The 19,288-nt window shown below is 66.2% G+C and carries 15 protein-coding genes; 4 read left to right on the top strand and 11 right to left on the bottom strand.

Annotation, left to right across the window (positions count from 1 at the left end):
- Window positions 1-44: 44 nt before the first annotated feature.
- The 11 genes from AB4Y74_RS16585 to AB4Y74_RS16635 form a co-directional block, all read right to left on the bottom strand.
- Complete coding sequence (locus AB4Y74_RS16585) at window positions 45-905, bottom strand: tetratricopeptide repeat protein (protein ID WP_441800165.1); 861 nt, start codon at window positions 903-905, stop codon at window positions 45-47.
- A 63-nt stretch (window positions 906-968) separates the two neighbouring features.
- Window positions 969-1,424, bottom strand: a complete 456-nt coding sequence (locus AB4Y74_RS16590) for a hypothetical protein (protein WP_441800166.1) — start codon at window positions 1,422-1,424, stop codon at window positions 969-971.
- 35 nt (window positions 1,425-1,459) lie between these two features.
- Window positions 1,460-2,545, bottom strand: coding sequence for a hypothetical protein (locus AB4Y74_RS16595; protein ID WP_441800167.1), 1,086 nt, complete (start codon window positions 2,543-2,545; stop codon window positions 1,460-1,462).
- 692 nt (window positions 2,546-3,237) lie between these two features.
- Window positions 3,238-3,858, bottom strand: coding sequence for a hypothetical protein (locus tag AB4Y74_RS16600; protein ID WP_441800168.1), 621 nt, complete (start codon window positions 3,856-3,858; stop codon window positions 3,238-3,240).
- Between the two features lie 170 nt (window positions 3,859-4,028).
- On the bottom strand, window positions 4,029-4,601 hold the full coding sequence (locus AB4Y74_RS16605; RefSeq protein ID WP_441800169.1) for a hypothetical protein: 573 nt from the start codon (window positions 4,599-4,601) through the stop codon (window positions 4,029-4,031).
- Window positions 4,598-11,425, bottom strand: a complete 6,828-nt coding sequence (locus AB4Y74_RS16610) for a PA14 domain-containing protein (RefSeq protein ID WP_441800170.1) — start codon at window positions 11,423-11,425, stop codon at window positions 4,598-4,600. Before AB4Y74_RS16610 ends, AB4Y74_RS16605 begins: the two co-directional genes overlap by 4 nt.
- A 302-nt stretch (window positions 11,426-11,727) precedes the next feature.
- Window positions 11,728-12,048: a hypothetical protein gene (locus tag AB4Y74_RS16615; protein WP_441800171.1), complete on the bottom strand. Its 321-nt coding sequence runs from the start codon at window positions 12,046-12,048 to the stop codon at window positions 11,728-11,730.
- Window positions 12,038-12,475 carry a flagellar export chaperone FliS gene (locus tag AB4Y74_RS16620; RefSeq protein WP_441800172.1) on the bottom strand — a complete coding sequence of 146 codons (438 nt, stop codon included), beginning with the start codon at window positions 12,473-12,475 and terminating at the stop codon, window positions 12,038-12,040. The genes AB4Y74_RS16615 and AB4Y74_RS16620 overlap by 11 nt, the downstream gene beginning before the upstream one ends.
- The gene (gene fliD / locus AB4Y74_RS16625) at window positions 12,472-13,857 is read right to left on the bottom strand and encodes a flagellar filament capping protein FliD (protein ID WP_441800173.1); all 1,386 of its coding nucleotides are present in this window, start codon (window positions 13,855-13,857) and stop codon (window positions 12,472-12,474) included. Before fliD ends, AB4Y74_RS16620 begins: the two co-directional genes overlap by 4 nt.
- An 88-nt stretch (window positions 13,858-13,945) precedes the next feature.
- Entirely contained in the window at window positions 13,946-14,782 is an 837-nt protein-coding gene (locus AB4Y74_RS16630; protein ID WP_441800174.1) for a flagellin N-terminal helical domain-containing protein, read from the bottom strand.
- A 97-nt stretch (window positions 14,783-14,879) separates the two neighbouring features.
- Entirely contained in the window at window positions 14,880-15,692 is an 813-nt protein-coding gene (locus AB4Y74_RS16635) for a sigma-70 family RNA polymerase sigma factor (RefSeq protein WP_441800175.1), read from the bottom strand.
- Between the two features lie 389 nt (window positions 15,693-16,081).
- Here AB4Y74_RS16635 and AB4Y74_RS16640 point away from each other — a divergent pair, with 389 nt between their 5' ends.
- Genes AB4Y74_RS16640 through AB4Y74_RS16655 form a run of 4 tightly spaced genes read left to right on the top strand, consistent with a single transcriptional unit; the run spans window position 16,082 to window position 19,269 of the window.
- Complete coding sequence (locus tag AB4Y74_RS16640; RefSeq protein ID WP_441800176.1) at window positions 16,082-16,573, top strand: flagellar protein FlgN; 492 nt, start codon at window positions 16,082-16,084, stop codon at window positions 16,571-16,573.
- A 4-nt stretch (window positions 16,574-16,577) separates the two neighbouring features.
- Window positions 16,578-18,002 (top strand): flagellar hook-associated protein FlgK, encoded by a 1,425-nt coding sequence (gene flgK / locus AB4Y74_RS16645; protein ID WP_441800177.1) that lies wholly within the window; start codon window positions 16,578-16,580, stop codon window positions 18,000-18,002.
- A gap of 14 nt (window positions 18,003-18,016) precedes the next feature.
- On the top strand, window positions 18,017-18,889 hold the full coding sequence (gene flgL, locus AB4Y74_RS16650; RefSeq protein WP_441800178.1) for a flagellar hook-associated protein FlgL: 873 nt from the start codon (window positions 18,017-18,019) through the stop codon (window positions 18,887-18,889).
- Window positions 18,886-19,269 (top strand): flagellar assembly protein FliW, encoded by a 384-nt coding sequence (locus AB4Y74_RS16655; RefSeq protein ID WP_441800179.1) that lies wholly within the window; start codon window positions 18,886-18,888, stop codon window positions 19,267-19,269. Before flgL ends, AB4Y74_RS16655 begins: the two co-directional genes overlap by 4 nt.
- Window positions 19,270-19,288: the final 19 nt, after the last annotated feature.

Below are 19,288 nucleotides of genomic sequence, written 5' to 3' on the forward strand. Positions count from 1 at the left end.
TAGCAATGCGTCCGGCCGGTCACCGGTGCCTATGAGGGCACGCATCATTGCCGATCGAGGTCTGTCCCCGGTATCGACATCCTGCGGATGTAGTCCCAGTCCCAATGTCGCAACGCTTCACGAAAGTAGAGCGAGGCCTCGTCACACCGCCCGATTCGGTTAAGTCCGACCGCGAGCGGCGCGTAGCACCAATCGTCACCGAGTTGGGCTCCTGCGCGGGCGACGCCGATTGCCTCCATCGTCCGCTCGTGGTCAAGCAGAAACGTTGCATATTCGACGCGCCCTCGAGACGAACCGGCCTCGATCGCAGCGAGAAAATGGTTTTCTGCGGACTCGGACTGGCCCTCGCGTATATCGAGCAGGGCAAGATCCAAGTTGGCTCGGCTCTCACCGGCCGCGACAGTGCGTTCCAACGCTCGACGCGCCTCCAAGAGTCGTCGATTGTGGATAAGAACATCCGAGTATTGCCACTCTGCGCTCGAGTCGAGACTGACGGCACGCGCGAGCATCAGATCGGCTTGTGCCCAACGATCGTCGGAGATGTACAGCAGTCCGAGGTTGACGAGCGTTTCGACGTCCGAGGGGTCATTTTCGAGGGCTGATAGATAGTCAGTCTCCGCAAGCTCGGGCTCTCCGATGGCATCGTACGAATACCCACGGTTTGCCACGGACTCCGGCGAGTACCGCATTGCTCGCGAGAACGACTCGATGGCCTCCTGATGCTTTCCAAGCGCGGCTTGAACGACTCCAAGATTGTGGTCCAGACTCTCACTGCGGCCACCCGCCCGGGCGGCTCGAAGGAGAAGAGACTCGCTCAGTTCGACTTCTCCGCGCTGAAATGCGTCTTCGGCTTCGTCCTCTAATCGCCGGCCGCGCTCATCCGGTTCTGCATAGCCTTTAGTCATCCGCATCAGCCGTCGTGTATCCGACGCTCGCCAAGTAGCGTTGGAGGCTTTCTCCGCCGCGGTTCACCTGATGACGCCTTCGCGTAGGCCTGTGTGGTACGCCGAGGCGATGCTGTCAGGAAATCCGACTTCCGGCGGGAGGTCCACCTGATAGGTCGCTTCCTCACGGCCGTCAGTCACGCTCACAACAGCGCGAGTCGCGGATACCCGCGCGACATAGCTATATCGGAGCTTCGGTCCCATGGTTTCCAGCACGACGGAGTAGGCCCATAGCTCGTATAAGAACTCCTCCCACCCGTCGTCAGCATCGCTCGTGTCACCCTCTTGCCACCCTGTCGGAGCGACGACGTCCACCTGCACCTGGGTGGTCGGCAGCACAACCAATGAAGCAGTCGACACCGGGCGAGTGGCGGCGATACGCACGAACTCGGGTTCGCGCGAAATCTCCACCACGTGACGCCCCACCTCTCCTGGAGGTTCTTCCGCGAGGCGGTTCAACACGTCGATGAATGGATCCATGGCACTCATTTCCCTGAGGTTTCGCCTAAAGAGGACTATGCCCATGAGCGCCAACTGGAGCGTATTCGGTCATTGTCACCGAGGGTGTTGAGAAATTCGGTGGTCCACGGGCCCCACTTGCGATAGCGCCCAAAGTCGCCCCGCCGTTCCACAACCACGACGCCGAACTCGCCGGCGAGCTGCAGGAATCCGAGCGCTTCGTCGAAAGGCATCCGAAGCGGCTTAACTCTTCCGGACGCGAGGCTGCTCTCGATCTCCAGACGCGCGGTCCCGCCCTCCTCAAACACGCGGATGCTCGCGCCGGTCGGCTCGGTTCCCGCGAACTCAACGCTCGGCTCGAGTGCACCTGTCCTCTCGCGAGATGCGATGACGACCGACGCACCGAATACACCTGCGACTGCCGAGGCGATGTCTTGCAGCCGGGGCGACAGCGAGGCAGCGATGTCGTGCTTCACGGTGCGACCCGACGGTGAGGGCACCTCAGAAGCGCCTGCCTGGCCAGAGGCAGGTAACTGTGACCGGAACTCAGCCCACGGGTCATCTGTCCTTGCGATACCTCCGGCGAGCGGAACAATCGCCAGAGTCTTGCCGAATGCTTCCAGCATTGCCAAAAGTGGCTCAACCGTTGGGACGTGTCGGAAGAGAGCGTCGAAATCCGGGGTACCATCCAATTTCGAGTACCGACGCTCATAACCCGTGAGCCGATCGCGCGGGTCGCACGCCGCCATCAAGAGGTCACGAAGGGCCGCGTCGCCCCCGAACCGACCATAGGCGCCAGCTGTCGGAGTTGAATCGATACTGAGCTCCGGGATGCCGCTCTCCCGGGGAAACATTGCTCTGACGACAAGCGGTTGCAACTCATGCGGGCACCAGCGGATCTCGGCCCGGGCCAAACGCTCGACCGTGCTCCGATCTCCGATGGACACCATGAAATCATCGATCTGGGCATCGAAGTCGTGAGCCGGCCGCGAGTAGAGCACGTCGAAGAGCATCACCCCGTCAAAATCGGCCACGGGTAGAAACAGCACGAAGCTGTCGCTCTCGGGCCCAGCCGTCGTGTATCCGACGCGCGCCGCATGGCCCCTAAGGACCTCGTCTAGTGAGAGGAGCCATTCGCTCACGATGTGTCACCTGACTCCGTCACAACGCCGACTGGGAAAGCACAGATAACCATCGGAAGCCAACGACTCGAGAACCAGCCGACATACGCCTTCCACACGGCCTCCTTCAGGCTTGGTACGCGAGCCGTATTTCTCGGTGGGCGGCCCTGACGCTGGCTCGTTTCGCGACATCCTGCGGACGTGGTCCCAGTCCGAATGTCGCAACGCTTCACGAAGGTGGAGCGAGGCGTCGTCGCACCGTCCGATTCGGTTAAGCCCGACCGCAAGCTGTGCGTGGCACCAATCGTCGCCGGGCTCCCGGTCACAGACCAAGCCTGCCGGATGAGGAGGAGCGGTCAGCACCCAGCAATCACCAATTGCGAGTCCTCGCAGCGAATACCCGTAGTCGAACTCGCGGCGCGGGACACTCGGGTCGGCAGAACATCACTACTTCTTGCCCACCCGATCGCAAAGGTGCTAACAGAGCATCGAGTTCATCATCAGTAAAATCCGTACCTCCGGCCGTGCACAATATGGGCCGTCACTACCTCGACCTCCCCGCCGAAAGTTGCCTCACCCTCGTCCCCAACACACGAAGCGAGGTGACCGAACAACCTGTCCTCGAACTGAGCGCCAGACCCACCACGCCGAAGCACAACGAAATGCACCACCACACGAGACTTGATCGCAGGCGCGGACCAGGTGCGCCGGTGTCATTGAGAGCGGAACTCGTTCCAAATGTCGTCCGTCAGCTCAAGGCCCCAGTCGGCTGGAACGACGGCGAGCGTATAGCGGTAGGCCGACAACGCAGCCATGAGCGCCTCGACGGGCGTGTCACTCGACAAGATCGCTTTCTGACTGAAACCGTTCTGGTCGAGTCCGGGGTACCCGGTTCCCTCTATGTACCGGTCGGCGGTGCAAGCAAGCTCAGCAAGGGCAAGTAGCGCTTCGAAGGACTCCGCTTTGCCGTAGCTAGGCCCCGGAAGGCTTGAGAGCCGCGTTCGCCCTCCTCTGGGACGGAGGTCAGGAAACATGGTTGCTTCCACTGGCCCTTTGAGGTGATCGGGTGCCCAATCAATTTCAAAGCTTCTGAGGTCGTCAACCAATGCACTGTGTTCCAGGGCGACCACATACCAGTCGTCAACTAGTACGCCGTCGGAGTGAAACGGGCCCGAAAAGCCCACGTCAAAAATGATGGTGTCATCTTCCGGCATAGTCGAGAAAACCGGCTTCAACGGGGTAATCGAAACGAAACGACCTCTCGCTTCGCCGGCGCGACAGAATCCGACTCTCGCGATCGGCTCTTGCAGAACCTCTTCAATCGGGATCTTCATCAAGGCTCCTTTTACAGGTTCGCCGACGACCGGCAGAGGACCACGCCCACGAGCGCCTACTGGAGCGAATTCGGTCATTTTCCCGGAGGGTGTCGATGAAGTGTCGTGCGTGGGGCTTGCGGGAGCGCACTCGAAACGCCGCGTTACCGCGCCTTGTGGCCAAGACGCAGCTATTTCCTAGTGAGCCAACGCGTTATTAAGCCCTTCGGCGCCGACGAGGCCGAATCGTCGCCAAAGATGATCTCAGCGACGTTGTCGGAGTAACCACTCTGCGGCAGCAACCAGATGCCGGCCTCTTGAAGCTCCGCCCCGAAATCAGCCCAGGGAATGTCCTTCAAACCATCAACCAGCCGAGGAAAGAAATGACCATCCAGGGTCGCATAGCCTCCCACCCACTCGGCCTCATCGTTCTGATACACCGTGATCAACGAATGAATACCCGCGAGCTCGCCACGCACATACACACCGAGAATCGGACGGGTGAGGTCGAGCTGCGACCGCGGTGGCAACTGCGGCCTCGCCCGACGCAGGGACTGCTCGGGGTTGTACTTCTTGCTCGTCTGCCGCGACCGGAGGAAATCCGCCACCGAAGCAGCAACGATCACCAGGGCGGCTACGACGTGGCCGAACGGATCGTCGAGATACTGGTATCCACGCAGGTTTGAGATCGCAACGCCGACTGGGAAAACACAGATAACAATCAAAAGCCAGCGAAGGACGAACGCCCTTAGATACGCCCTCAATAGAGCCTCCTTCCGGCGTTGATGCGCGAGGCGTAACTGTGCACCCATGCGGCACCCTGAACCACTCCGTGCGCGTAGGCGGCAATTCGAACCGGCCGCACCACATTCCTCATGACCTTTCGATGCGTCGCCTTAATCGCAGCTCGTTTCGCGACGTTCGCGGGCTTGCCGCGCAGGTAGGCGGGCGCTTTGGCAAGCCGTACGGATCGTACAGCCTTCGATACCACAGCAATCGCCTTGCCTGCCCCGAAGGTGGCCGCCGACGCCAAGTTCATGACACCGCCCGCAACGTCGCCTGTCGCGATTTGATAGACCCCCCGAGCAGCCGAAATCCCAGCGGAAACGGCGCCACAGAGACCGCACCCGAACAACGCAGCGATGCCAAGTGCTCCAGACACATCATCCGCAACCGCGCCCCAATCCCATCCCGCCGCCTTCCCGGTCAGGTCGAATTCGTTGATCGGGTCGTCTGGGTAGACGTAGTCGTTCGGTGTTCCGCCCTCGATGGGGTCCACCGAGAGGAAGCGGCCAAGACCCGGCACATAGAGACGAGCACCCATTTCGATGACTGCGACGCCACCGGCGTGCTCGTAGAGCTTCTGGTGCTGGCCGATCCAGGCGTTGGACGAGTCCGTTCCTGGCTGGTTCGCCGGAACCGCCGCGTCCGCCGCCAGGGTGCCGACCCGGCCGCTGGCGAGGTCCACCGGCTGCCCGAATGGGTCGTACAGGTAGAGCGAATCCACCAGGACACCGGTCGGGCCGGCGGTTGCGACCACGTCGCCGTGGATGTTGGGATACGACCAGACCGCATCCCCGGACATGGGACGAGTGACCGTTATACCGCCCGGAAGGACAGCCGTGGTCGAACTCAGCACCGACTCGCCGTCGAGTTCCGCAACCGGAGCGTCGGCGGTCCCGGCGAATACGTACCGCGTCACGGACTTCTCGCCCGTCGGCGACACAGCCGTGCGGCTAACGAGGCGATCCAGCGCGTCCCTCGCGTACGAAACCGACGAGCCGTCGGCCGACACCGTGGAGACGTGCCGGTCCGATCCATCGAACGCAAGCGTCTGATCGGCCAGCCGGGTGGTGTTCCCGTGAGCGTCGTACGCGAGAGATGCCCCCGGTCCGACAACCGACAGATTCTTTCCCGACAACCAAGCGGAGTCGGGGAGCGCCCCGGACGCAACGGTTCCTGTGAGCCGGTCCGCGTTGTCGTAGCAGTAGTCCACCGTCGACGAGCTGGTCCCGTCGAACACGTCCACCATCCGTGTGCGATTGCTATTGCTGCCAGCTATGGGATCCGCACCGCACGCGGCGGGCGCGTAGCCGTATTCGAACTCATGGCGCGGGATCGACGCATGAACCAGACGCCCCGCGCCGTCGAACCGATAACGCGATTCGTAATCCGCCGCGGCAGACGAGAGCGTGTCCAAAAGCACGCGTCCGCCCTGGGAACGAACCACCGAGTCGCGGACCATCGAGCCATCCGCAAGGGTCAACGCCAACGCCGACACCCGACCGGCAGCATCCTTGGAGAGGGTGATTCCGCTACCGTTGCCGGACGCATCAGCACCTGAAGGGAAGACCACCGACGCCGGCTCGCCGCGGTCGTACGAGACCTGCGCCACGAGAGCACCGTCGAGCGAGACCGAGGTGGGCGAACCGTCCAGATTGAACGCGAACGATGTCGTCGTCGCCCCACCGTTCGGGTACGTCGTCCGCTTGGAGACCACACGGCCGAGCACGTCGAACTCGCTCGATGTCACCGAGCCGCTCGTGTCGGTGTAACTCACCGTCCGACCGAGGAGGTCGGTAACTGTGGTGATCCGACCTGCCGCGTCCTCTACCCAACTGGTGAGTGGGTCACCGGCCGAGGTGCCGCTCGCGGTGTAGCTTGTGACGACCGTGCGTGCCTTCGACTCCGCGAACGCGGGAATTGTCGACTTGATGACCCGCCCTCGCCCGTCGTACGACTTGCACGACCACTCGGTGTCGCCGTTCCGTTTCGTGCCGGCGACGCGACCCATCAGGTCGTAGGCCGTATCGCTGACGATCGCGACGCCGTCCGAGTTGGTCGGGTCCGTCGTGCGCTTGAGCATTCCGTACTGCGGCGTGGATGCGGGCACGCCGCACACTCCCCCGCCCCACGCGTCCTGCAGGGTCTGCGTGTCGCCGTAGTAGGTCGAGGTGGTCGCCGTACCGGTCGGGATGCCCCGCACGGTCGCGGCCGGCAGCGCCCGGTGGGTACGCCGGAGAAAGCCCGCCCCATCCGCCTCGTAGAAGGTCGCCGTCGTCAGCTTGAGTCCGGCCGGATCGACGGTCTCCGTCGTCGGAAGTCCGTACCAGGGAGCCGAGCCGTAGTCGGTCGACGTGCTCAGAGCCGTGACCCGGGAGGGATCCACACCGGCCACCGCTGGTGCGCTGTCATCGATGGTGGTCGACGTCACGAGTCCGTAGTCCGGAACCAGCGCGCTCCCCGGGATCAGCTGGCGCGTGCCGCCGGGCGGCGTCCAGTAGAGGGCGAAGCTCGCCAGGGAGCCGACGTCCCAGTACTGGATGCGGATCGGAAGCGACTGCCCAGCCGCGACGGTGACCACGGCGTCCGGTGACGCGTGCGCAGCTCCGGCGACCGCGTCCGCCATCATCAGGATGTCGTTCAGCCATAACTGCGACGAGTCGTCGGCCGTCACCGACATTTTGTATGTTCCCGCCACGGGGAAGGTGATCATGCCGGTCATTCGGGCCGACCAGTTGTCGGCGGGGATGCCTGCGACGGGTGCAGCGGTTGCCCAGTCCTTCGACATGGTTCCGTCGGCCGGGCCGAGCCCCAGCGAGTATGCCTTGGGCTTGCCCGCGAACGATGTGTTGTCGAAGTACTGGACGCTGAGTCCGCGCAGGCCCTCGTCGTAGGCAGTGCGGGTATGCGCTGGGCTCACCGCGCAAGCGCCTTCCGGTGCGCCCCCCGCACCGAAGCACGAAGCAGGCGCGGGACCGTAGGTGTCGGTGAGCCGGTGACGACCGTTGTACAGGCGGGTCGATTTCCGGCCCTGGGGATCCTGGGAGGACACCAGCTGGTCGAAGACGTTCCATTCCGTACGCGCTGTCAGGCCGGAGGCCGACGTGTCGGCCTGTTGCTGCAGCGCGTCGTTGAAGGTCACCGTTCGCGCGTGGCCGTTGGACACACCGTCTGCGGGGACGTCCAGCCCCTTCACATCGACGAAGGTGGTGTGGTCGCCGTAGGCGTACGTTTTCGCCGGTCGAGCGTCGGCAGTGACACCGTCCGGCGCGGGAAGCGTCACCGAGGTGGCACGGCCGGAACCGTCATAGGCGATCGTCGTCGCGGTCGTCGGCGACAGCGCAAGCTGCGCGCGGGATCCATCGGCGATGATCCACTCGTTCGCGAGGGGGTCGCGCACGGTGGTCAGGCGGCCGGCACTGTCGTAAGCGAAGGTGGTGAGCTCCGGACCCGGGTCCAGGATGCCCGCCAGCTGACCGTTCCCGTTGTAGAGCAGCTCGGTGTTGTCCCACCAGCCCGCTACGTGGCCGGGATAGATGATTCGGCAGATCATGCCGGCCGGAGGCGGCGCGTATCCACCGCGCACCGGACAGGCCCCACCGGCGAGATCGGAGTCGGCCGCGCCGAGACCGATCGACGCTGCGGAGTCGCCGGCATAGGCGAACCTCACCTCCCGCCCGTAGCCTCCGCCCGCCAGAGCGGAGAGCGGATCGCTGATCCGGTCGAGCTGCGTGGTACCCGCGCGCCACGACGCGATCGGCAGCGACGGCTTACGCGTGTCCTCGACCGTGGAGATCGATTTGACGGCACCTGTGGCGTCGAACACGTAGGCCGTCCCCGACTCGTCGGTGAGAGTGACGTTGCCCGACTTGTCGAGCGCCAGGACGCCCCCCTCCCCCGGCGGCGCGGTGTACCCGGCGGGCACCGCGGAGCCGATGGCGATCGGGTTCTTCGTGTAGGTGTGTACGCCGCCCTTCGAGTCGATCAGGATGACGGCGGACTCGGTGATCTGTGCGCGCAGGTAGCCATCGGCACCGGTGAGAGCGGTCGACGACGCCCAGCCGCCGGGAAGGACGGGAACACTCGTGCTGAACCAATCCGGTGGCACGACGTACTCCTTGCCGCTGCCATCCCGAACCCAGAGTTCGATGCGGGCCAGGGCATCCGCTTCGTAGGACTCCACGGTGATCGGCGTCGCCCCCGCCTTCAGAGCGGTCGACGGCAGCCAGTCGATGCGATCCTGTCGGCCGATCGTCCACAAGTCCGCGATGAGCTTCCCGTCGAGCTTCAGTCGCGCACCGTCGTCGCGGAGGAATCCGAACGTATAGTTGCCCGCCGCGGGGGGCGTGATGTAACCCGTCCATTGCACCGTGTAGTAGTCCGCCGGGATCGCCGGCCCCGGGGACCCATAGCGCCAGTCGAACGAGACGGCCGCGTCCGTTCGGACCAGCTGAGCGGTACGACCGCCGAACGTGTAGGCAGGGTTGGCTCCGGCGGCCGGAGTCACGTCGAAGTATCGAGCCGTCAGCCCCCGATTGGACTGCTGCTGCGAGTTGTACGCGAACGACAACCCCATCTCGCCGCCGAGCGTCTGCACGGTCGGCGAAGAGAACGAGAGGTGTGCGTTCCCATTGGCCAGGTTCACGGTCAGCGGCCCAGCGGTATCGGCCGGTGCTGGACCGGCGTCGCCGATCCGGAGGTTGACGGTGAACGCTTTCGCCCAGAACGGCAGGTAGGTCGTCGCGCCGTCTTTGACGGAGACTCCCCAGCTGTAGCGCCCGCCGTCCTGCAGGGTGCCGACGGGCGGAGTCCACGACGTGTTGGTCGTCCACCCGGAGGCGACAACCTGTCCGGTGTTGGCGTCGGCGCCGGTCGCGACCTGGAACTGGTACTGCGTCGCGCCGGATGACGAGGCGACCGGGTCGATGGTGAACGTCGGCGCGACGGTCGTCACGACCTGCTCAGCGACCGGCGAAGCCGTGTCGGCGTTCGGGGTCGGCGGCGGTGTCGTCGCGAATCGCCACGTCGCGCTGTCGCGCACGGTCGAGGTGCCGAGCCACCCGTCGTAGCCGTCCTTGACCTGCACCTTCCAGTAGTAGGTCTTGTTCGCCTGCAGGGCCCACTGCGGAACCTTGATGCTCGTCTGGCTGGTCCAGCCGGACCCCCACACCGCGCCGGCCGACGGATTGGGGTTCTCGGAGACCAGGAACTGGTAGGCGAGGCCCGTACCGCCGGGGTCCGTCGCCCCGGCGATGGCGAGTGTGGGATTGATGGATGACGAACCGCCGTTCGACGGTGACGGAGCCACGAGGTTCCCCGCGGTCGGAAAGTCCTTGTAGGTGATGTACATGGCCGTCTCGAGGCGCTTGTACGAGTAGATCCCGCCCCGATCGTCGCCGGCGATCATCAGGTAATTCCCGGCCGAGCGCGCATTCACCCATGACGCGATGCGGTTCTCGATCCTCGGGTCCTGGGCGAAGCCGTCGGCTCCAACGGGAAAGGCCGAGAGGTGCTCGCCGACGCCGTAATAGGAAAAGGCGGTGGCGTGGTGGACGCCACCGGGATAAGCGTTTGTCGTTCCTTCACCGTCCACGACGCCGTAGATGTAGGCGTCCGTGATCTGCTTTCCGAAGTACGACTCGTAGTCGAAGTGCGTGACTGTGCGCCAGAAGGTGTCCCCGTTGGCACGCGCGTTCCCCACCAGCGTGCCGGTGTTGGTGCGAGTCGACCCGTCCGACCGGAACGCGTGCACATCCTGGTTGTCCGACCACACGGACGGGTCCACGTAGACCGGGTACACGCGGTCGTTGTCGTTGAGCCAGGCGCGGTCCGCCGTGAGGGTGACCTTCCAGGTGGACCCGGTGTGCTTGAGGTCCACCTCCACGGGATGATCGGCGGGCTCCTTGACGCCCTCCTCGCCGGACGAGTCCCACATCCTCGGCGCGGGAATGACGAAGACGAGGTGACCACTCCCGTCTGTGAAGGTCACGTTCCCCGTCGCCGAGTCCTTCGACAGCGAGAGGCCCGGGGCCGCGACGCTCCAGGACCAGGAGGACCGTCCCGAGCGTCCCGGCGACTTGAGGAGCTTCAGGGTCTCCTTCACCCCCGCCTTCTGCACCTCGTATCCCACGTCGGTACCGTCGAGTACGTCCTCGTACACGACCTTCGAACGATCGGATCGCGAAGCCAACGGGTTCAGATTGCGGACGAGCCGAGAGTTCTTGGTCCCGACCAGGGTGAAACGGACGGTGTGACCGTCCTTCGAGACGGAGAACGCGTCGTCGGCGTTCGCATGCTCGGCGAATGACGGATGCAAGGGGTGATCCTCGACGACGCCTCCACCCAGTCCGATCGGTGAGAGCAGGCCCGTGCCGTCCACCCCGGTCTCGATGGGGACGAATTCTCCCTCAGAGTCCCGCACGTTGATCGGGTCAGGAGAAACCAGCTCGGTCGTGGTCCCGTCCGGGTTCTTCCAGACCGTGGAGTGTTCGTCGCGCTTTTCGACGGTCGCTCCAGCGGCGGGCCCCTTCGACGTGGACGACCGCTTAGCCGGCTCTACCGGGCGCTCGACGGTCGGCTTCTGCGGCTCGGCATCGGGTTCGGGCCGTGGCTCGGACTCGAAGTCGCCCCGCGGCACCGAGCCGGCCGGGTTCTCCGGACTCGCCGACTCCTGCTTGGGCAGGGACAGGACGTCGACGGCCTGGGGCGCGGGTTCAGCGGCTGAAGCCGGTTGCAGGTCACCCGCGACGAGCGCCGCAGCGACGATCAGCCCGACCGTTGAGAGAAGGCGAAGAGAGAAAGACACAAGGAGGGAGAATATTGAGTTCCCAACTCACATACCAATACGGTATGGCCTAAATTGCACGCGTTCGGGCGCCGATTCCCACAACGTCATCCACAGCTTGTACCCCGTTGTGAATTACAGCGGTGTACTTTCGAAGAAAGCTTCGAGCGGCCGTGTCGTTTCGGCAAACGCCTGGTCAGAGGCATAATCACAAATCTGAGAATCTGAGAGTCCACACATCCCGCGCGTGTCCTCCACACCGATCAGGCGTTCATCCACGTCTTATCAACATGGTTATCCACAGGTGGAGAACGCGCGGGGAGTCAGCCGATCAGATCGAAGTAGACGGGGTGCGGCCCGACTTCCGACCGGGGTACAGCTCGGACGGCCGCGAGGTGCCGGGCGGTAGTCTGACGCACATCCTCCAGGTAACGGATGGTGTGCAGCTGCGCCTCGAGCAGGCGCGCGGCGCGCTCCTGCAGTTCCGGCGGGATGGGGCCCAGCGCGATCGGCGGGCGCCAGGGGACAGGGTCGACCTTGGCGAGCGCTCCGTGCAGCTCGTGCTCCATCCGATCGAGAGCGTCCGACCAGGCGACGGCGTCCTCGCGGACGGGCTCGTCCTCGCGGACGACCTCAGGCGACACCGAGGTCCCGATCCGCTTCCGTCGCCACGGGGACCGCCGGCAGCAGGCGAGCGGCCTCGTGCCAGGTCTGGCGCAGAGGCTCGGCGAGCTCGATCGCCTCGCGCACCTTTGCCGGGTCGCGCTCGATCATCCCTCCGACGATCAGATCCGCGAGGTAGCCGTACAGCTGGAGGAGGCCCTCGGCGCCGTCCCAGAGCTCCACCCGGAGGGTGCCCGCCAGCTCGGCCACGATCTGGTCGGCGTGGCGCAGGTTCTCCCACGCGGTCGGCCACTGGGCAGCCTCGAGCGCGGACTCGCCGCGGGTGAGGTCGAGCAGCAGGCGGTCGTACAGCATCGTGAGCAGACGGGCCGGGCTCGCCGAGAGGACGCTGTCGCGGTTGTATGCGGAGAGCTTGGCCGCCGCCGAGGTGAGGACGTTCATGTTCATGAGCTCGCAGTCGGGAGTGAGGAGAGCTGGCCGGTGAGCCAGGAGGACTGGGATTGCAGCTGCTGCAGCTGCACCTCGAGGTTGGCGTACGTCTTCTCGAGTGTCGACCGCCGGTCGGTGAGGCGTGTGTCCCAGTCGGTGATCTGGTCGTTGAGGTCTTTGACGGTGGACTGCTCGCCCTTGATCCGCAGGGAGAGCGACCCGGTGTAGGTGTCGCTGGCGGCAGTCGAGGCGTCCGCCACCCGCTGTGCGATCGTGGTGAGCGCAGCTTTCACCGTGGTGGGGTCGGCCGCCATGGCCGCGCTGAAGACGTTCTGGTCGAAGGCGACCGTGCCGTCGCGCTGGATACTGATGCCGTAGGTGGAGGGCGAAACGCCGTTGATGGGGGAGCTGATCGCATCCACCAGCTTCTGGTTGGCGTCGCGTGCGGTCGAGTCGCCGGTGAACGCACCACCGGTCACCACCGTGCCGCCGGCCGAATCGGTGGTCGTCGAGACGGCCTGCTTCGACCCGATGAAGGAGAAGATGTCGTTGACGCTCGTGACGAGAGAGTTGGCGGCGGCCGTCAGGCTCTTGTCGTCGCGCGCCACGGTCAGGGTGACGGGAGTGCTGGATGCGGCGGACACCGTCACGGCGACGCCGGGCAGCACGTCGGCGAACGTGTTCGACGAGCTGGTGACGGTCTGCGCGGCGCCCGTCCCGGCCCAGAGCGTGAGTTGCGCATCCTGGGCCGCCCGCACCTGGGCAGCGCCGGGTTCGGTGAGCAGGTTCGTCGCCGTGCCGGCGGTGACGTCGGCGGGAGTACCGCGGTACGCGGTGAATGAGCCGGCGACCCCGGTCTTCGTCGAGCTGAGCTGCAGCCGGTAGAGCTGCTGGCCGGTGGCCGGGTCCAGTCCGGCTGCGACGCGGGTGGCGCTGACGCCCACTCCCGCCTGGTTGATCGCCGCGGCGACGTCGGCGAGGGATGAGCTGCCCGCGGTGATCTGCTTGACGGTTCCGTCGGCCGCGACGAAGGTGAGCGTCGGCGGCTGATCGGGCCACTGCGTCAACGGGCCGGTGACCGTGACCTGGGACTGCGCCAGCTTGTCCACGGTGAAGTCGATGGTGCCGTCCACGGCGCCGGCCCCTGCGGTCGCAACGGCGGCAGTCGAACTGGCGGAGGCGGTGTGCAGGTCGGTGCCGGCCGGCTTCGCGAGCTTCGCGGCGGCGTCGGCCAGGGCCGCGACCTTCGTGTTGAGTGCCTGCATCGCGGTGATGTAGGTCGTGGAGTCGGTGACCTTGTTCTTCAGCAGGGTCTGCGGGATCGCCTCGGCCTGCATCAGGCTGTTGATCAGGTCCGTCGTCTTCAGGCCACTGATGAGCCCGTCGATGGCCATGCTCATGCGGTGGTCTCCCTCCTACGACGGTTGGTGCGGTGTGGTTCGGCGGCCGGGACGCGCTTTGGGGTCGACGCCCCGGCCGCCGGGCCTACTAGCGGAGCAGCTGCAGGACGCCCTGGTTGGACTGGTTCGCCTGAGCGAGCATCGCGGTACCGGCCTGCGACAGGATGTTGGAGCGGGTGTACTTCACCATCTCCTCCGCCATGTCGGTGTCGGTGATGCGGCTGGACGCGGCCGAGAGGTTCTCCTTCGAGACGTTCAGGCTGCGCACGGCCGACTCGAACCGGTTCTGCGAAGCACCGAGCTCCGAGCGGGCGGTCGAGATCGCGGTGATCGCGGTGTCGATCGACGTGATCGTCGTGTTCGCCGCCGCGTTGGTGGTGACGTCGAAGCCGGTGGCACCGGCGGCGCCGGCGAGGGTGCCCACCGAGGTCGCGACGTCAGCCAGGTTGACCTTGATGGTGTCGTTCGCGGTCGCACCCGCGCCCACCTGGAAGTTCAGCGCGCCGCCCTTGAGCAGGTCGATCCCGTTGAAGTTGGTGCCCTGCGTGATGCGGTCGAGCTCCTTGCCCAGCTCGTCGGCCTCCGTCTGGATCGCCTTGCGCGAGTCGACGGAGTTCGAGTCGTTGCCGCCCTGCACCGCGAGATCGCGCATGCGCTGCAGGATGGAGTGGACCTCGGTGAGCGAACCTTCAGCGGTCTGCACGACGCTGATGCCGTCCTGAGCGTTGCGGGCGGCGACGGTCAGACCGCCGACCTGCGACTTCAGGCCCTCCGAGATGGCGAGGCCGGCCGCGTCGTCCGCCGCACGGTTGATGCGGAGGCCGCTGGACAGCTTCTCGAGCGACTTCGAGAGGTCGCCCTGCGTGTTGTTCAGGTTGCGGTAGGCGTTGTTCGCCGCGATGTTGGTGTTGATCTGCATACCCATGATGTTTCCTCCATGATGTGGGTGGTGGTGCGCGGCCCTTCCGTGGTCCGCATCAGCCTCTATCGGCTGTCGCTGCCGTCCCGTTAGCGGTGCGTCGTCAGGACGCCCGCGCCGAGCTCGGCGACGTGGGGGAGAGGCGCGAGACGCCCGCGACCGCGTGCTGCGCGAGACGTGCCAGATAGGCACTGCGCCGGGCCTGGGAGGTCTTCGCCTCGATGACGACGGGGTCGCCGTCGTCGGAGTAGTGGGTCGCCAATCCCTCGCGCATGAGGCGGATGGCCTCCGAGCGCTGCTGCGAGACGGCGGAGTGGGTGATCCCGAGCTCCTCGGCGATCTCCGTCACCGTGCGGTCGTCGAAGTAGATCGCCTCCACGATGGAGCGCATCCGGTCGGGGAGGGCGGCGACGGCTGCGCGGATGTACCCGGTCTGCTCGTCGGCCAGGAGCGAATCCTCGGGGCCGGTCATCTCGGAGACGAGCAGCGGCTCGATCGTCTCATCGAGGGCGGAGACGGTCCGCGAGGCGTCGGCCAGACCGGCGGCCGCCGTCTCGCGGTCGACGCCGAGGGCGTTCGCGATCTCGTCGACGCTCGGCGCGCGACCGAGAGACGAGGTCAGGCTCTCCTGCACCGCGAGGGTCTCCTTGATGCGCTTGCGCGCGCCGCGGGTGGCCCAGTCGGAGGCACGCAGCTCGTCGGAGAGCGCGCCGACGATACGGGTGCGGGCGTAGGCGCCGAACGGGACACCGGTCGTGGCGTCGTAGGCGTCGGCCGCCTGGACGAGGGCGACGGACCCGGCGGAGGCCAGGTCGTCGCGCGACAGGTGCGTAGCGCGGGAGCACAGGTCGGAGACCAGGTAGCCGACAAGCGGCAGGTTCTCGACGACGAGCGCGTTGCGTTCGTTCCGGTTCACGCTGGGTGACCCCTCTTCATCGGACGGATACGTTGCGGCGACCTCTTCGGAAAAGTCGTCTCTCGGTACTCGGGCGGTGCTGTGGACGCTCGGACTTAGTCGGGTGCCGAACGGGTTGCTAGGGGTCTTTCGTTGTTTACGGTAACAATTCGAGAGTGCTCAGATTGCATGCTCTCTGCCCCCACTACGGGGCAGCCCGTACCCCCAGTACGGGGAATACTGACACCTGCCTATGAAGCGGTAGGTCGCATCCACGTCGGGCCGCCCGCGACGCCTAACATCAGGCGCAAGCGTGCCGATTGTGTGGAGAGGCGGGGACAGCATCCACCGCCCTTCAGACCCGAGGAGACCAGGTGCGCACATCGACTCACGAGGAAGTTGGTAGCGACATGGCCGCGAGTGAGCTTTCAGCGCAGCTGTGGAAGGAGCGCGAGCTCCTGGAGCTCCTGCTGTTCAAGCTGGAGGAGGAGCAGCTGCTCCTGATCGCCGGCAAGTCCCGCTGGATCTCGCACGCCACCCGTGAAGTCGAGCAGGTCATCGAGCGGATGCGCGCCGTCGGGCTCGCCCGCACCGTCGAGGTCGCCGCGCTCGCCGACGAGTGGGGGATCGGCCCGGATGCGACCCTGCGCGAGCTCGCGACCGCCGCACCCGACGGCATCTGGTCCGACATCTTCGGGTCGCACCTCGCCGCCCTGACCGAACTCACCGCCCAGATCGCGGAGGTGCGCGACACCAACGAGCGCCTGCTGCGCGAGGCCGCCCGCTCGACGCAGGAGACGCTGAGCTCGCTGTCCGGTGCGGGCGACGACCCCGGCGTGTACGGCGCGGGGGGCACCGGCAGCCTGGGCGACACGGCGCGCTTCTTCGACACGGAGGCTTGACCCGATGAGCACTTTCAGCGGTCTCAACACCGCGTACACGGGGCTCGTCGCCGCGAAGGCCGGGCTGGATGTCGTCGGCCAGAACCTGGTCAACGCCAACACCCCGGGATACACCCGCCAGCGCGTCAGCACGTCCGGGGTCCCGGCCTTGAACGCGACCGGGCTCTTCAAGGGTGGGGTGCGCCCGGGGCAGGGTGTCAGCGTCGACGGCATTCAGCGCCTCGACGACGCCACGATCGACGCCCGCGTCCGCAGCTCGTCGGCCCTTTCCGGCTACACGAATACGCGGGCCGACGCACTCGCCAAGCTGGAGTCGTCCCTCAACGAACCGGGCACCAACGGCCTGTCGACGCAGCTGCAGAAGTTCTGGTCCGCGTGGGGCGATGTCGCCAACCAGGCGGGAGAGCAAGCGCCGGCCGGAGTGCTCCTCGGTCAGGCGGGCAGTGTCGTCACCCAGCTGCAGTCCGGCTACCGAGCCGTCGACGACCAGTGGAGCGCCCTCCGAACCTCGGTCGACGGGATGGTCTCCGACCTGAACACCGCCGCCACCGAGGTCGCCGACCTGAACGGCCGCATCCGCTCGGCGCTCGCCTCCGGCCAGTCGGCGAACGAGCTGATGGACCGTCGCGACCTGCTCACCACATCCATCGCCAAGCTCGCCGGGGGAGTCGTGCGGCCGAACGATGACGGCACGGTGGATGTGCTGGTCGGCGGCAACGCGCTCGTCTCGGGCACCACGGCCAACGCGGTGAAGGCGGCCGGGGCGGCACGCATGGCCGACGCCGCGGGTGATCCGCCGCGTCTCGAATGGGCGTACCGCCCGGGCGCCGCGATCGCGATGGAGGGCGGATCGATAGCGGGCGCCGTCTCGACGCTCGCGCCGGCCGACGCCAACGGCACCGGGGGAGTGCTGGCGGAAGCCGCGGTGAGTTACAACGCGTTCGCCGTCACGCTCGCCCAGCGGGTCAACGCCATCCACTCGACCGGCACCACGCCGACCGGCGCGACCGGCCTCGACTTCTTCGCCATCGACCCGACGAAGCCCGCCGCGCTCGGCCTCTCGGTCGTCCCGACGGGCGTGGGCCAGATCGCCACGGGAACCGCCGGGGCCGGGGGAGCGAACGGAAGCATCGCCGACGCGATCAGCCAGCTGGGCACCGGGACCAACGCGGTCGACAAGCAGTGGGCCGCCGTCGTCGTCCGTATCGGCGTCGCCAGCCGAACCGAGCAGCAGCAGTCCGACCTGGCCGACATGGCCAGCAACGCGGCGACCAGCGCGCAGCTGTCCGGAGCCTCCGTCGACATCGACGAGGAGAACATGAACATGCTGTCCTTCCAGCACGCCTACCAGGGTGCCGCGCGCGTGATGACCGCCGTGGACGAAGCCCTCGATGTGCTCATCAACCACACCGGACTCGTCGGGAGATAGCCATGATCAGCCGCGTGACAAACTCCACCCAGACCCTCAACGCCCAGCGGAACCTCCAGCTGAGCCTTCAGCGTCAGGCTCAGCTGTACGACCAGGCGACCAGCCGACGCCTGCTGAACAAGCCGTCGGACGACCCGACGGCCACGGCGAGCGCCATGGGCGTGCGCTCCGACCAGGCGGCGACGTCGCAGTACCAGCGCAACGTCGACAACGGCGATGCATGGCTGACGACCGCCGACTCGGCACTCACGTCCGTGGAGGCGCTGATGCGCCGCGTCCGCGACCTCACCGTGCAGGGAGCGAACGACGGCGCCATGTCGCCAGAGGCGAAGAATTCGCTCGCGACCGAGCTCGATGGCCTCAAGAACAGCCTGCTGTCGCTCTCCAACACGACGTACCTGGGCCGAACGGTCTTCGCCGGCAACTCGGACGCCGGCGTCGCCTTCCAGCCCGACTACTCGTTCACCGGCACGGCGGGAAGTACAGTGGAGCGCAGGATCGGCCCCGACACAACAGTGCGGGTGGATGCGGACGGAGCGGCCGTCTTCGGGACGGGCGCAACGTCGGTGTTCGCGCTGATCGACAACGTTGCGAACGACCTTCGCACCGGCGTGAACGTCACTGCGCGCCTGGGCGAGATCGACGACAGGATGAAGGCCATCGTGGGAGAGCACGCGGAGGTGGGCGGCCGCCAGACCCGCATCGACAAGGCGAAGGATGCCCTGGCCGTCGGTGCGAACTCCCTGGAGGGCCAGCGTTCGTCGCTCGAGGACGTCGACCTCAGCAAGGTGATCCTCGACCTGAAGACGCAGGACGTGAACTACCAGACCGCGATCGCCGTGACGGCTCGCGTGCTCCAGCCGACGCTGATGGACTTCCTCCGATGAGCGCGGTCCACTTCCTCACCCCGCCTCCCGGACTCGAGCCCCTGGATTCGTTCACGTTGGAGCCCGTTGCCGGCGCCGACGGCCTGTACACGCTCGCCTCGGTCGAGCGCCCGGAGATCCGCCTGTTCACGATCGACGCGTCGCGGCACCTCCCCGGCTACTCGCCGGAGCTGCCCGAGGACCGGGCGGCCGAGCTCGGGATCGCGGCTGAGCCGGATGCGCTGCTGCTCGTCGTCGTGACGCCGTCGCATGCGGGCAGCACCGTGAACCTGCTGGCTCCTGTGATCGTGAACCGGGCGACCGGCGCGGCCGTTCAGCTGGTACTGGAGGACGACGCGTTCCCGGTGCGCGCCGAGCTGGCGGCGCTGGCGGGGGCGTAGCGAACTCCGAACCGACGTC

Origin of the sequence: Leifsonia sp. RAF41, assembly GCF_052114085.1 — a bacterium.
Lineage (GTDB): Bacteria > Actinomycetota > Actinomycetes > Actinomycetales > Microbacteriaceae > Leifsonia.

What these genes read in the sequence shown, in the direction of transcription:
- AB4Y74_RS16585 (WP_441800165.1), bottom strand. Translation starts at nt 905, where the DNA reads ATGACTAAAGGCTATGCAGAACCGGATGAGCGCGGCCGGCGATTAGAG.
- AB4Y74_RS16590 (WP_441800166.1), bottom strand. Translation starts at nt 1,424, where the DNA reads ATGGATCCATTCATCGACGTGTTGAACCGCCTCGCGGAAGAACCTCCA.
- AB4Y74_RS16600 (WP_441800168.1), bottom strand. Translation starts at nt 3,858, where the DNA reads ATGAAGATCCCGATTGAAGAGGTTCTGCAAGAGCCGATCGCGAGAGTC.
- AB4Y74_RS16620 (WP_441800172.1), bottom strand. Translation starts at nt 12,475, where the DNA reads ATGAACATGAACGTCCTCACCTCGGCGGCGGCCAAGCTCTCCGCATAC.
- fliD (WP_441800173.1), bottom strand. Translation starts at nt 13,857, where the DNA reads ATGAGCATGGCCATCGACGGGCTCATCAGTGGCCTGAAGACGACGGAC.
- AB4Y74_RS16630 (WP_441800174.1), bottom strand. Translation starts at nt 14,782, where the DNA reads ATGGGTATGCAGATCAACACCAACATCGCGGCGAACAACGCCTACCGC.
- AB4Y74_RS16640 (WP_441800176.1), top strand. Translation starts at nt 16,082, where the DNA reads ATGGCCGCGAGTGAGCTTTCAGCGCAGCTGTGGAAGGAGCGCGAGCTC.
- flgK (WP_441800177.1), top strand. Translation starts at nt 16,578, where the DNA reads ATGAGCACTTTCAGCGGTCTCAACACCGCGTACACGGGGCTCGTCGCC.
- AB4Y74_RS16655 (WP_441800179.1), top strand. Translation starts at nt 18,886, where the DNA reads ATGAGCGCGGTCCACTTCCTCACCCCGCCTCCCGGACTCGAGCCCCTG.